The organism is Kribbella sp. NPDC050124 (assembly GCF_044460355.1).
Lineage (GTDB): Bacteria > Actinomycetota > Actinomycetes > Propionibacteriales > Kribbellaceae > Kribbella.
Genome location: NZ_JBITJU010000056.1, coordinates 1 through 12,615, shown reverse-complemented (window position 1 = coordinate 12,615; position 12,615 = coordinate 1). Strand labels below are relative to the sequence as shown.

Here is a 12,615-nt window from a genome sequence, read left to right as displayed (position 1 = left end):
AGCCCGCGACGTCGACCGCCGCACCCACCCAACCACCATCCACATCGCGATCAGCCCCTTGCCCCACACGCCAGACGGCTAACCGAATGGCGTTGCCGCTAACCCGCAGCCACCGCTAGCTCCTGCAGGTGGCTGCCGGCCGAGTGGAGGGAGGGGGTCAGTCCTCCAGGTCGGTGATGTCGCCCAGGTCTACGTCGCGGTAGGAGGGGAGGTCTGATTCGTCGTCGTCGGTGAGTTCGTAGTTCTCGTCGTCGTCGACCACGTGGACGGCGGCTTCTTCGGCGGAGGCGGCGGCGCCGGCGAAGCCGACGTCTTCGGCGACCAGCTCGTCCTCGTCGTCGCTGTGGGCACCCTCGTCGGGGGCGACCAGCCGGCCGGAGCGTTCGACGCCGACCTCGGGGCCGCCGACGTCCTCGCCGCCCTCGGCGTACGGGTCCACGTCCGGCTCCTCCTGCGCGATCCGCTGGTCCAGCGACTCGCCCTGCAGCGCCTCGTCGGCCGTCGTGCCGAATCCTTCGCCCGCGGACCACTTCTCCGGCGGCGAGTACCCCTCGTCCAGCAGATCCTCCACACCCCGGTCGTTCAGGGTGTCCTCCGCCTGCAGCTGGTCCTCGTCGTCGACGCTGTAGCTGCCGTAGTCCTCGCGGTTGTTCTCGCTCATGCCTCCACCTCGCTAGCGCTCGGCTCCGGCATGACCGAGATCTCGGCTGTGCTGCTTGTTCGCTCGCTGCGCTCGCTCATGCCCACCACCCTGTCCGTCCCGGCCGGGTGAATCAAGCCGGAGCCGCCCGTGCCTGGACAATGGGGTCCGTGGATCCGGTCAGGCTGACGCTGGAGCAGTTGCGGGAGCTACGGGACGACATCGCGCCGCAGGCCGCCCGCCGCTCCCGGGCGTCGGTCCGCCGCCGGGTGGACCGGTGGTGGGACCGGCTGTTCTTCATCTCCCAGTGCGCGCTCGCCGCCGGCATCGCGTGGGCCCTGGCCCGGTACGTCGTCGGCCACCCGACCCCTTTCTTCGCGCCGGTCGCGGCGATGGTCTGTCTCGGCTTCAGCTTCGGCCAGCGGTTGCGCCGGGTGGCCGAGGTGATGGTCGGCGTAGCGGTCGGGGTCGGGGTCGGCGACCTGTTCGTGCGCTTCTTCGGCACCGGCGTACCGCAGATCGTCTTCGTGGTCGCGCTGGCGATGAGTGTCGCCGTACTCCTCGGCGCCGGCACCCTGATGACCACGCAGGCCGGTGTGCAGGCGGCGATCGTCACCACCCTGCTGCCGAACCCCGGCGCCGGTTTCAGCCGCTGGATCGACGCGGTGCTCGGCGGCCTGGTCGCGCTGGCGGCCGCGACGATCGCCCCGGCCGCGGCAATCAGGCGCCCTAGGCAACAAGCCTCCGGAGTGCTGAACGAGCTGGCCGGGATCCTGACCGAGACCGCCGAGGGCCTCGAGGCCAAGGACGAGGCCGCCGTCACCGACGCGCTCCGCCGCGCCCGGAACAGCGAGTCGATGCTGGACGACCTGCGCAGCGCGGCCGACGAGGGCGTCGCAGTGGTCCGGCTGTCGCCGTTCCGTCGCCGGCACCGCGGCCGCGTCCAGCAGATCGCCGATCTCGTCGTACCGCTGGACCGGGCCATCCGGAACATCAGGGTACTGGTACGGCGCTGCGCCGTGTCGGTGTGGCGGGACGAGCAGATGCCCGCCGAGTACCCGGTGCTGCTCGAGCGGCTCGCCGACGGCACCCGCCTGATCGCCGAGTCCCTCTTCGAGCCGCACGCCGATGTCGCCGCCCATCGCGTCCTGGGCGAGCTCGGCCGCCGTACGGCGCAACTCCCGCTGCCGACCGGCTTGTCCGCGGTCGTCGTACTCGGCCAGATCCGCTCCACCGTCGTCGACCTGCTCGAGCTCACCGGTACGACGTACGACGAAGCCCGCACGCTGGTCCCGCTGCGCCCCGACGGGCTGGATGAGAAGTAGGTCACATCAAAAAGCCGGGCTGAATTCCCGTCATACCCGGCGCCTTCGTGCGTCTCACTGGCATGACGATCCACCGACTGATGACCTCGATGGCCAGCGAACAGGTCCGTGAACTCGAGGACGCGCTGGCCGGCGCCGAGACCACACACGACCGGAGCGACGCCGCCGCCGAGCAGTAAGGCGCGTACCGGACGAACGGATCCAGGCGGCGCACCCGAACGGTCTTGCCCACCGAGCCAGACCGCGCGGATGCCGCACAACGCAAGAGGCGCCCCGTGCGAGGCGCCGCCGGATCTGTGGTGCACCGCCACAGCGGTGCACCGAAAACCACCCGCCGGCAGTCCTGACGCCGCTTGCGCGAGGCTCAGGCCAGGCCGGCGGGTGGTTTTTTGTTGCTCTAGGCCACCGTCACCTCGGTGGTGACCGAGTTGGCGATGAAGCACTCCAGGTGCGCCCGGTGGTGCATCCGCTCGAGCGCCTCGGCGTCCGGCTCCGGGCCGGCCCAGACGATCTTCGGGTGCAGGGTCACCTGCGTGATCGCCAGCCGGCCGGCCTCGTTCTTCGCCATCACGCCGACCGCGTGGTCGTCGTACGCGTCGACGACCAGGCGCTTGCGGGCCGCGATCGCCAGGAAGGTCAGCATGTGGCACGACGACAGCGCGGCCACGAACGCCTCCTCCGGGTCGACCGGGCCCGGGTTGCCCAGGTACGTCGGGTTGGCCGAAGCCGGCACCGTGATGCCGCCGTCGAAGCGCCACTCGTGGTCGCGGTTGTAGGTGTCGTAGGTGAACTCGTGCTCACCACGGCTCCAGCTGACATCGACCACGTGCTCCGACATGCTCAGCTCACCTCTCCGAGACGTTCCCGCGGCACCACGTCGGCGCCGACACAGGATTGCATCGTACGGGGGTGTCCCCAGGCAGCTTCGCGACGAAGTCGCTGTCGTAGCGGGCCGCCATCCCGGCGACCGGGAAGTCGGTGGTGACCACCTGGGCGCCGCTGGCCAGCGCGATCCCGACCCGGCTGAAGTCCTTCTCCCGGATCGTCGCCATCGGCTCGTCGGACCGGGTCCGGATCAGGTACCCCTTCGACACCAGCCGCTGGATCTCGGCCTGGTTGGCGCCGCGCGGGTCGTTCACCTGCGTGATCGCCGCGTCCGGCTGGCCCTCGGGACCGCGGGTGAAGACCGCCCGGCCCTCCAGGTTCGGCTTGCCGGCCCGGTACAGGTCCCGGATCGCGCCGGCGCCGCCGTTGTCGAAGTAGAACAGCACCTGGCCGCGGACCGAGTCGAGCTTCGGCCAGCCCCTGGTCAGCACCGACTGCTCGAGCGTGAGACCCGGCTTGCGTACGTCGTCCGGCGTGAGGATCTCGTTCTCGCCGAAGACCGAGCGGATCTCGGTGTCGACCCGGTCCAGGTTCGCCGCGTCCCACGGCGGCGACTGCACCCCGCCGGCCGCGACCACGTTCGGGTCGGACTGCTTGAGCTCGAGGCTGATCGTGATCGGCACGTGGTCCGGGTTCTGGTCCGACCACGCCTTCACCTGCCGCAGGCAGACGACCAGCGACTTGCAGGTGCCGTTGTAGTCGAAGTCCGGGATGTGCATGACCTTGATGCCGGGCTGGGACATCACCGGGTCGGTCAGCGGTCCCTGCCCGGTCAGCTTGCGGATCAGCGGGTACGTGTACAGCCCGCCCGCCGCGGAGTCCGGGACCAGGTCGAGCTCGAGGGTCCGGATGTTCTGGTCCTCCAGCTGCGCCGGGATCGCGGCGTGCGAGTACCAGAGGTCGACCGAGCCCGGGTTCTGGGCCTGCTGGACCTTCTGCTCGGCCGGGCTGAGCTCGCGGTGGTAGGAGTTGTGCGAGCCGATCATCTGGAGCTGGTTCAGCCGCACGCCAGAGCCGTTCTCCTCCTGTGCGGACTGCGGGCTGGTCTTTGGCGTGAGCGCCGTACCGGCGAGTCCGGTCGCGGCGATCGCGGCGGAGGCCAGGCCGGCTACCACCGTTCTGCTGATACGCATGACGGAAATTCCCCTCCTCTGGGCGGACACCACATCGGCCGTCGGTGCTGACGCCGATCTGTCGGCAATCTGTCACATCGAGGTGGCAACGTTGTCCCCCCGGAAGATGGACAATGAGCGACATGGTGACATCGGGGGCGTATCCACTGCGCCGGACACCGACCCAGGACCGCGCCAGCCGGCAGGTCGAGCGGATCCTGGACGCGGCCTGCGCCGAGGTGGTCGAACGCGGGTACGACGCCGCGTCGACAAGCGGGATCGCGAAACGGGCCGAGATCGCGGTCGGCAGCGTGTACCGGTACTTCCCGGACAAGCGGAGCCTGATCCAGGCGATCGAGCGCCGGAACCAGGCCCGCTACACCGACGCGGTGCGGGAGCGGCTGGGGTCGGTGACGACGTGGCGGGAGTCGGTGGACGTCACGCTGGACACGTTCCGGGAGATGCACCGGACGGATCCCGGGTTCCGGGCCGTGGTGCTGAGCGGGCTCGGCGACCCGGACCTGGAGACCAAGCCCGGCGAGTTCGACGACCAGCACGCCGGCGAGTTCGCCGAGCTGCTCACCGCCCGCTTCGGCGCCCGCGACACCCACGAGTTCCGCCTGGCCGTCACCCTCAGCATCACCATGGGCGAAGCCCTGGCCCACCTCGCCGACCGCCTGGATCCGCCCGAAGCCGAGTACGTCCTGTCCCAGGGCCGCCCAGTCCTCTACAACCTGCTGGCCCCCCACCTCCCGGCCTGAAAAGTGCGAAATCCCTCGCCTGAGGCGAGGGGGGCGGTGGGCGACTTAGCTGAAAGCGTCTGTCAGGGCTGTGGAACAGGGTCCGAGTTGCGCGGCCCCAGTTGGGGCCAGTGGCTGACACGCCCGGCGATGCGGGCCCGGCGCGGGCTCCGGACGTCGTAGCTGACGATGACCCGGTCGCCCTTGGCGTAAGTAATCCTGCTGCCCACCGGAAGCCGGCGGGAGACCTCGAACGGTCCCTCACCCCGGCGGGTGCAGTACTCGACGGTGACCTCGGTGTACTCCGTCGGCACACCGCCGTCCAGCTGACCGCGGACCGGGCCACGCACCCGGATCACCTGACCGGCCGTCTTCTCTTCCGTGCCCGAAGGGATCTCGTCCCGCCGGAGCCCGGCGAGCACGTCCAGCACGATGCATGCCGTGACCAGCAGCACCAGGCCGAACCCACCGAGCACAACGATCGTCAACATGGCACTCACCCCCGACGCGCCGCCCGCGAGCGACGCGGTCGTCGTTGGTCGGTGTCTCTGGGAGACACCTTGCGCGGCCCTTGCCGCACAACGGTGAGACGCCACCTGGAGGGAGTCGGTTCCCACGTCCTGACAAAGTTTTTGAGAAGTCAGAGACCGCCCATCCCGAACTGGTACTGCGACGGCACGGGCCGCCGCGTGCCGAGCGCCTCCTCGGTCTCCACCCACAGGTCCGCGAGCGGGTTCGCACCCTCTCGAACGGTCGGCAACTGGATGCCGTCAGCCAGCAACGCGGCCGCAGTCTCAGGCACGCCGGTCAGCAGCGCGTACCGGATCCGCAGCAGCCTGATGCGTGGGTCGTCCGCGACCGCAGCCGGGATCCGCTCGAGCATCCGACCGGCTCGCGGTACGTCGGCTTCGAGCGCGGCAGCGACCGCCTCGACCTGCAACTCGACCAGGTCCGGCAGCAGCTCGGCCGCCCGCTCGTAGTACGACAGGTCCCCGGTCACGAAGCCGAGGTTCCGCAGCGCCCAAGGGTTGTCGCCCGACCGCCGCCACGCATCCACCGCCCCATCGACGTCCCCGGCGTGATGCCGCGCGACCCCCCGGTGATACCAGACGAGCCAGTTGTCCTCAGCCTTCTCCAGCTGCTCTCTCCAGCTCACCAGCGTCCCATCCGGTACGGCGTCCGCCGCCGGCAACCGGCCGTCGAGCAAGGGCAACCACGCGCGCTCCCGCGACGTCACCGTGTCCGCCGCGAACGGCGTACCTGCCGAGACGGTCCACCCCGTCCGGGCCAGCTCCAGCGCACCCCAGCCTGAGCCGACGGCGAGCCGCTCGACCGGCGCCGCGTCCACGACCGTCAACCACGCGCTCTCCTGCTCCGGCAGCTGATCCAGCATCGGACGCAGTGCCGCGGTGCCCGCGGTCCGGGCGGTCGCCCAGTCCTCCGCATGCGCGGTCGCGGGGTCCACGGATAGACGTCCATAAGCCTCGAGCCAATGCCAGCTCGTTGCGGCAGGCAACTTCAGGTGCTCCATCTGAGTCCGGGCAAGGCCGGCCTGGATCTCGGCGTAGCCATGTCCTTGCAGCCCTGGTGACAGCCACTCCTGCCACCGCCGTCCCCCCGTACCTTCACCCCAGACGAACAGCTTCCGGCCCTGCAGTCGCTCGGTCGACGCCTGAGCCAGGCCGTTGCCGTCACCGTCCAGCGACGCGATCCACGGCTGTTCGCCCGCCAGCGGTTCGAAGAAGAAGTCGACCGCACGGCCGTGCCGCATCGGATACGTGAGGTCGGTGCCTTCGTACAGCGGTACGTCGATCAGGTCGAGTCGCTTGCCATAGCCGAAGCGCCAGGCCTGGTCGGCCGGGACCAGGACTCGGGTAGCTGGGGACTGCTCGACCGCGATGTTCGACCACCAGTACGCCGGGACCTCGGCGTCGGACGGGTTCTGCAGCCGGACCCCGACGTACAGGAACGACGAGCCGGCGGGGAGCCAGAAGTCCAGTTGGGTGACGAGGTTCCTGGTCCGTTCCAGCTCCCAGAGCCGCAGGACCGGCGTACCGTCGGGACCTTCGACGCGGGCGGCGTGCATCGGGGCGCAGGTGCCGGTCCAATGGCCGGTGCTTCCGACGTTCCACTCGACGCCGCCGGCCCACCACGCGTTGCGCAGCGCGAGGTTCGCGGGCTGGAAGACGGGATTGCGGTAGAGCAACTCGTCGCCGCTCGCCTTGTCGACGAGCGAGTAGAGCCGCCCGCCGAGTCCGGGCAGCACGGTCGCGCAGACGTGGTCGTTCTCCAGCACCAGCGTGGGAAACGCGCGGTCGGCCAGCGAACGGTCGTACCCGTTCTGGTTCAAACACGGCAGGGGGCTGTGCAGTCGCCCGTACTGGATGTTCTCGCGCAGGTCGGCCGGGAGTTCGCCGAGGTTCTGGACCTGGTGGAGCTCCTGTTGGCTGCGCAGCGGCGCGAGCGGGTTCTCCGGGCCGAGAGAGGCGGCGGGCAGTACGAGCTCTTGCGCGGAAAGGATCGTCACAGGTCTCATCCTCACAATTCCGCACAAGCCCGTCCATCCGTGTCGCTGGTCCGCTATACATGGACACCATGGACGCGGATGTGATCGTGGTCGGGGCGGGTCTGGCCGGGCTGGCCGCGACCGCCGAACTGGCCGATGCGGGGCGGAAAGTGCTGCTGCTGGACCAGGAGCCGGAGGCCTCGCTGGGTGGGCAGGCGTTCTGGTCGTTCGGCGGGCTGCTGTTCGTGAACTCCCCCGAGCAGCGCCGGATGGGGATCAAGGACTCGCGCGACCTCGCGCTGCAGGACTGGCTCGGGTCGGCCGGGTTCGACCGGCTGGACGACGAGGACAAGTGGGCCCGGCAGTGGGCCGAGGCGTACGTCGACTTCGCGGCCGGTGAGAAGCGGCCGTGGCTGCACGCCCAAGGGGTGCGGTTCTTCCCCGTGGTCGGCTGGGCCGAGCGCGGCGGCTACAACGCGGACGGCCACGGGAACTCGGTCCCGCGGTTCCACATCACCTGGGGCACCGGGCCGGGCCTGGTCGCGCCGTTCGAGCGACGGGTCCGGGAGGCGGTCGACAAGGGTCTGGTGGAGTTCCGGTTCCGGCACCGGGTGGACGAGCTGACCGTCACCGGCGGCGTCGTCGACGGGGTCGCGGGCAAGGTCCTGGAGCCGAGCGACGTCGCCCGCGGTGTGGCCAGTTCGCGGACCGAGGTCGGTGACTTCAGCCTCACCGCGCAGGCGGTGATCGTGACGTCGGGCGGGATCGGCGGCAACCACGACCTGGTCCGGTCGCAGTGGCCGAAGCGGATGGGTGAGCCGCCGAAGCGGATGATCTCCGGGGTCCCGGCGTACGTGGACGGCCGGATGCTGGCGATCACCGAGCAGGCCGGCGGCCGGTACGTGAACCGGGACCGGATGTGGCACTACACCGAGGGCATCCAGAACTGGGACCCGATCTGGCCGATGCACGGGATCCGGATCCTGCCCGGCCCGTCGTCGCTCTGGTTCGATGCCACCGGCAAGCGACTGCCGGTGCCGCTGTTCCCCGGCTTCGACACCCTGGGCACCCTCGAGCACATCATGCGGACCGGGTACGACTACACCTGGTTCGTGCTCACCCAGAAGATCATCGAGAAGGAGTTCGCGCTCTCCGGCCAGGAGCAGAACCCGGACCTGACCGGCAAGGACATCCGCGGCGTGCTCGGCCGGGCCCGCGGCGGGCCGACCGCACCGGTCCAGGCGTTCATGGACAAGGGCGCCGACTTCATCGTCCGCGGCAACCTGCCCGACCTGGTCCGCGCGATGAACGACCTGACCGGGGACAAGCTGATCGACCTGGACGACCTGGAGCGCCAGATCGTCGCCCGGGACCGGGAGCTCACCAACACGTTCACCAAGGACCTGCAGATCACCGCGTTGCGCGGGGCCCGGAACTACCGCGGCGACAAGCTCATCCGGGTCGCGTCACCGCACCGGATCCTCGACCCCAAGGCCGGCCCGCTGATCGCCGTACGGCTGAACATCCTGACCCGGAAGTCGCTCGGCGGTCTGCAGACGGATCTGGAGTCGCGAGTCCTCCGAGCCGACGGCGAGCCGCTGCCCGGCGTCTACGCGGCCGGTGAGGTGGCCGGCTTCGGCGGTGGCGGTATCCACGGCTACCGCTCGCTCGAGGGCACGTTCGTCGGCGGCTGCCTCTTCACCGGCCGTACGGCGGGACGCGCAGCAGCCAAGGCTGTGTCGTAACGGACCACCAAGAGGCGTGTGGTTGTGTGCTCGGACCCTCTGTCTGGTCGTGACAGGGGCTTCTAGCGTGACGCCATGCGCCGCCTCGCGTTCTTCTCAGCCGCCGTCCTGCTGTCGTCCGGTCTGACCTTGCCGGCCGACGCCCACCGACCGGTCCAGGTCCCGGGTGCCGAGTACCAGCAACTCGCGCGCCTCGACGACCTGACCACAACCGGCACCGTGGCGTCCGGCCACACCAACCCGGCCGACTACGCCGGGCTCACGCACTCCGGTCTCCAGACCCCAGGGCCCGTCCCCGGTGTCCAGATCGACGGCTACTTCCCGGACTCGTCACACACCAACGCCAACCACGGCTGGAACCACGACTCGCAGTTCGTGGTCCGGCTGCCTGAGAACTGGAACGGCGGCCTGGTCGTCTCCGGGTCGCCTGGTGTGCGAGCGCAGTACGCGAACGACAAGTCGATCTCGGACTACGTGCTGTCCCTGGGCTACGCCTACGCGGCGACCGACAAGGGAAACACCGGCGCGGCGTTCTACACCGACGGCGTGCGGCCTGGTGACGCCATCGTCGAGTGGAACCTGCGGACGACCCAACTGGCGAGGGCCGCCCGGGCCACCGTGACCAAGTACTACGGGAAGCCCGCGCGCGAGGTGGTTGCCGCCGGGATCTCCAACGGCGGCTACCTGGTCAGATGGCAGCTCGAGAACCACCCGGAGCTCTTCACCCGCGGCGTCGACCTCGAAGGCACGCTGTGGACGGTGAACGGCCCCAACCTCTTCACGTTCCTGCCGCCGGCGATCAGGGGCTATGAGCAACAATCGCCGGAGCTGATCGCGAAGGCAGGCTTCGATCCGCGGTCGGACTTCCTCTGGGACTTCCACTACTCGGTCTACTGGAAGCTGACCCAGCGCATCTACGCCGCCGAGCTCGACCCGACGTACACCGGCAGCGAGGCCGACTACGACTACGCCACCAGGCCGCAGGCACACCAGGCGGTCGCACGCATCGCGCTGACCGGGAAGATCCGCCGGCCGCTCGTCACCATCCACGGGACGTACGACAGCCTGCTGCCGATCACCCAGGACTCCGACGTCTACGCGAAGCTGGCGCGCCGGACCGGCCTGCACACGTACCAGCGGGTCGAGGCAGGCAACCACGTCGACGGCCTCGTCGACGCCTACCCCGACCGGCTGGTACCGCTGGTTCCCCTGTTCCAGAAGGCGATCGGCCGTGGCTGATGGTCCCGCGCCGTAGCGAGCAGGTGCTCGGTGCGGTGCATCGGCGCGCTGGAGCGGAGGTCTCGATGCGGAGCATCGTGGCCTTCGGGCCAGTGCGGCGAGGTGCCGTGCCGAGTGCCGCGCAGTAGGCGGGGGACCATCAGCCACGGCCTAGAACACCATCGTGAGCAGGTCTGCGAACAGTTCCTGTTCGTCGATCTCCAGCCCGCGGTTGGTGAACCAGGTCGCCATGTTGTGGCAGTCCCGGAGCAGGAAGTCCATCCCCTTCGGGTTGCCGACGATGTCGATCACCTGGGGCAGATCGATCATCACGATCCGGTCGCCCTGGGCCAGCACGTTGTACGGCGACAGGTCGCCGTGGGCCAACCCCGCCCTGGCCAACTCGCGCATCCCGTGCCGGACCTGCTCGAAGTACTGACCGAGCAGGTCCTTCGGCGGCCGGACCTGGGCGAGCCGTGGCGCGGCTCCACCCTCACCGTCGTCGATGAACTCCATCAGCAACTCGGTGCCGTCCACCTGCACCGGGTACGGCACCGGCACGCCGGCCTTCCACAACCGGCACAGTGCATCCCACTCGGCATACGCCCACTGCCCCGCGGCGACGCTGCGACCGTGTTGGGTCTTCTTGGCCATCGCGCGGGTGTCGCGGCTGTTGCGAGTACGGCGCCCTTCGACATACGCCGTGCTGCGGTGGAAGGACCGGTGTTCCTCGGTGCGGTAGCGCTTCGCGGCCAGCAGTGAGGACCGGGCGGGGTTGTCGCCGATGGCTTCGACGGCCCGCTCGACCAGGAAGACGTCGGCTTCCTTACCGGTTTTGAGGACGCCGAGCTCGGTGTCGATCGCGGCCTGTTCCGTCACCACCCAGTCCGGGCGGGGATCAGGTCCGCGAGAACCGCGCTCGACGTCCAGCCAGGTGGACCAGCGCTGATCCGCGCCGAGCTTCTCGTCGACCGCATGGAACTGGAAGACGAAGGCGTCGGCCGGATCGGGTTGGGACTCGTCACTGGTGAGTTCGGCCCAGCGGGAGTCGAGGTCGGTGAAGTCAGAGAATTGTGAATCGGTGCGAAAGACGTCGGAAGACATCCGGGGTGCTCCTGAACGGTGAGGTGGGACTGACGCGGACATGCCGCAGCACAGTGATGGCCATCCGTCAGCCCTCCTTAGGTCCAGGCAGCGCTCGCCGCCGCACGGGTCGATTCAGAATGCCGGGCCCCTCCCCGACCTCGCAACCTATTTAAGCCGCGACGCCGCGCAACCTATGTGAACTGCGACCGGCGGGTCGGCCGCAGCCGCAGCTCCTGGGCCGGCTGCACGGACCGCCGGACGAGCTCCGGCAGCACCTTCTGCTGCCACGCCGGCGACGCCGCGAGCTGCCGGCGATGCTCGTCGTACGCCGCGTCGTCGTCGAACCGGGCGAACCAGGCCAGCACCACCTCGTCCCGCAGCGGCAGCGGCGGAAAGTTGTTCTCGGCAACCAAGGTCTCGAACACCGCGACCGGCTCGGCTCCGGTCTCGGTCAGCACCGGCACGGCGTGATCGGCGAAGAACTCGACGAACCCGTCGTCCGGCGAACCGCGGTGGTACACCGCCCCCGCAACGACCGACCCGGGTACGGCGGTCGCACCAACGGGCGCCCGCGGCGAGTCGAGCCGTGGGTATCCGTCGCCCAATTCCACCGGCTGCAACAGCAGGGCGTTGTCGGAGTCGATCATCGTCGCGTTCGCGGCGCCGGCGTGCGCGCGCCAGACCGGCCCGGTGTAGAACGTCGTCAGCGCCTCCGCCCGCGACGGCAGGTCCGCGAAGCCGCGGATCCAGACAAACCGGTCCGGTTCGTCGAGATCGCGGAACTGGCCCACGATGTGCATCCCGGTCGCTTCCTGCCCCTCGACGAGATGCTCGTCGAACACCTCGATCAGCGCGTCGCGCTGTCCCGGGTGCAGCGTGTACTGGCGCAGGTCGACGACTGCGCAGCACTCCTCCATCTGACTCCTCCTCCTGGTTTCGGCCACGGCCAGTCAAGCAGGGATACCTGCCAGTGCATGTCAGCGATTCGCCGTTTGCGCGGTGGGCACTGGTGGTGCAGCACGGGGAGTTCAGCCGCCGGGTAGCCACCCGGCCCTAGAGATTGGAAGGACCATGGGTCTCATCCTGTGGATCATCGCGGCGATCCTCGTCATTGCCGGGATCGTCTCTCTTGTCCGCGGCCAGTTGCTGTGGGGCGCCGCCCTGATCGTGATCGGCCTGCTGGTCGGTCCTGGTGGTGTCAGCATCTTCACCTGACCACCACCCGCAACACCACCCCGAATCGTCGTGGGCCCCCCCCCCCCCCCCCGGGGGGGGCGCCCCCGGGCGCGCCGCCCGCCCCCCCCCCCGGGGGCGCCCCCCCCCCCCCCGCCCCGTTAATAGGGGGGGGGGGGCCCCCC

At 69.7% G+C, this 12,615-nt stretch carries 12 protein-coding genes; 5 read left to right on the top strand and 7 right to left on the bottom strand.

Annotated elements, in window-relative coordinates:
- Positions 1-157 precede the first annotated feature (157 nt).
- On the bottom strand, positions 158-661 hold the full coding sequence (locus tag ACIBL3_RS46860) for a DUF5709 domain-containing protein (RefSeq protein ID WP_396360554.1): 504 nt from the start codon (positions 659-661) through the stop codon (positions 158-160).
- A 149-nt stretch (positions 662-810) separates the two neighbouring features.
- Between ACIBL3_RS46860 and ACIBL3_RS46855 the strand changes: the two genes are divergently transcribed.
- Complete coding sequence (locus ACIBL3_RS46855) at positions 811-1,965, top strand: aromatic acid exporter family protein (protein WP_396360553.1); 1,155 nt, start codon at positions 811-813, stop codon at positions 1,963-1,965.
- Between the two features lie 397 nt (positions 1,966-2,362).
- On the opposite strand, the gene ACIBL3_RS46850 is transcribed toward ACIBL3_RS46855, so the two are convergent.
- On the bottom strand, positions 2,363-2,803 hold the full coding sequence (locus tag ACIBL3_RS46850) for an OsmC family protein (protein ID WP_396360552.1): 441 nt from the start codon (positions 2,801-2,803) through the stop codon (positions 2,363-2,365).
- A gap of 7 nt (positions 2,804-2,810) precedes the next feature.
- Positions 2,811-3,983, bottom strand: coding sequence for a phosphatidylinositol-specific phospholipase C1-like protein (locus ACIBL3_RS46845; RefSeq protein WP_396360551.1), 1,173 nt, complete (start codon positions 3,981-3,983; stop codon positions 2,811-2,813).
- A gap of 122 nt (positions 3,984-4,105) precedes the next feature.
- Here ACIBL3_RS46845 and ACIBL3_RS46840 point away from each other — a divergent pair, with 122 nt between their 5' ends.
- The gene (locus ACIBL3_RS46840) at positions 4,106-4,723 is read left to right on the top strand and encodes a TetR/AcrR family transcriptional regulator (protein WP_396360550.1); all 618 of its coding nucleotides are present in this window, start codon (positions 4,106-4,108) and stop codon (positions 4,721-4,723) included.
- A 62-nt stretch (positions 4,724-4,785) separates the two neighbouring features.
- Here ACIBL3_RS46840 and ACIBL3_RS46835 read toward each other — a convergent pair whose 3' ends face one another.
- Together ACIBL3_RS46835 and ACIBL3_RS46830 are read right to left on the bottom strand one after the other, a co-directional pair.
- On the bottom strand, positions 4,786-5,193 hold the full coding sequence (locus tag ACIBL3_RS46835) for a DUF3592 domain-containing protein (RefSeq protein WP_396360549.1): 408 nt from the start codon (positions 5,191-5,193) through the stop codon (positions 4,786-4,788).
- Between the two features lie 149 nt (positions 5,194-5,342).
- Positions 5,343-7,229 carry a DUF5107 domain-containing protein gene (locus ACIBL3_RS46830; protein WP_396360548.1) on the bottom strand — a complete coding sequence of 629 codons (1,887 nt, stop codon included), beginning with the start codon at positions 7,227-7,229 and terminating at the stop codon, positions 5,343-5,345.
- Positions 7,230-7,297: 68 nt separating this feature from the next.
- Between ACIBL3_RS46830 and ACIBL3_RS46825 the strand changes: the two genes are divergently transcribed.
- Entirely contained in the window at positions 7,298-8,953 is a 1,656-nt protein-coding gene (locus ACIBL3_RS46825) for an FAD-binding dehydrogenase (RefSeq protein WP_396360547.1), read from the top strand.
- Positions 8,954-9,028: 75 nt separating this feature from the next.
- Entirely contained in the window at positions 9,029-10,192 is a 1,164-nt protein-coding gene (locus ACIBL3_RS46820) for a tannase/feruloyl esterase family alpha/beta hydrolase (protein ID WP_396360546.1), read from the top strand.
- Positions 10,193-10,342: 150 nt separating this feature from the next.
- Here the strand turns inward: ACIBL3_RS46820 and ACIBL3_RS46815 are convergent, their stop codons facing one another.
- Both ACIBL3_RS46815 and ACIBL3_RS46810 read right to left on the bottom strand, forming a co-directional pair.
- Positions 10,343-11,275, bottom strand: coding sequence for a serine protein kinase RIO (locus ACIBL3_RS46815; protein WP_396360545.1), 933 nt, complete (start codon positions 11,273-11,275; stop codon positions 10,343-10,345).
- Positions 11,276-11,448: 173 nt separating this feature from the next.
- Positions 11,449-12,174: an NIPSNAP family protein gene (locus ACIBL3_RS46810; RefSeq protein WP_396360544.1), complete on the bottom strand. Its 726-nt coding sequence runs from the start codon at positions 12,172-12,174 to the stop codon at positions 11,449-11,451.
- A 154-nt stretch (positions 12,175-12,328) separates the two neighbouring features.
- On the opposite strand from ACIBL3_RS46810, the gene ACIBL3_RS46805 reads away from it, so the two are divergent.
- Complete coding sequence (locus ACIBL3_RS46805; protein WP_165949278.1) at positions 12,329-12,472, top strand: GPGG-motif small membrane protein; 144 nt, start codon at positions 12,329-12,331, stop codon at positions 12,470-12,472.
- Positions 12,473-12,615: the final 143 nt, after the last annotated feature.

Bases quoted from the DNA above. Each gene is read 5' to 3' on its own strand.
- ACIBL3_RS46860 (WP_396360554.1), bottom strand. From the start codon at position 661: ATGAGCGAGAACAACCGCGAGGACTACGGCAGCTACAGCGTCGACGAC.
- ACIBL3_RS46850 (WP_396360552.1), bottom strand. From the start codon at position 2,803: ATGTCGGAGCACGTGGTCGATGTCAGCTGGAGCCGTGGTGAGCACGAG.
- ACIBL3_RS46845 (WP_396360551.1), bottom strand. From the start codon at position 3,983: ATGCGTATCAGCAGAACGGTGGTAGCCGGCCTGGCCTCCGCCGCGATC.
- ACIBL3_RS46840 (WP_396360550.1), top strand. From the start codon at position 4,106: ATGGTGACATCGGGGGCGTATCCACTGCGCCGGACACCGACCCAGGAC.
- ACIBL3_RS46835 (WP_396360549.1), bottom strand. From the start codon at position 5,193: ATGTTGACGATCGTTGTGCTCGGTGGGTTCGGCCTGGTGCTGCTGGTC.
- ACIBL3_RS46825 (WP_396360547.1), top strand. From the start codon at position 7,298: ATGGACGCGGATGTGATCGTGGTCGGGGCGGGTCTGGCCGGGCTGGCC.
- ACIBL3_RS46820 (WP_396360546.1), top strand. From the start codon at position 9,029: ATGCGCCGCCTCGCGTTCTTCTCAGCCGCCGTCCTGCTGTCGTCCGGT.
- ACIBL3_RS46815 (WP_396360545.1), bottom strand. From the start codon at position 11,275: ATGTCTTCCGACGTCTTTCGCACCGATTCACAATTCTCTGACTTCACC.
- ACIBL3_RS46810 (WP_396360544.1), bottom strand. From the start codon at position 12,174: ATGGAGGAGTGCTGCGCAGTCGTCGACCTGCGCCAGTACACGCTGCAC.
- ACIBL3_RS46805 (WP_165949278.1), top strand. From the start codon at position 12,329: ATGGGTCTCATCCTGTGGATCATCGCGGCGATCCTCGTCATTGCCGGG.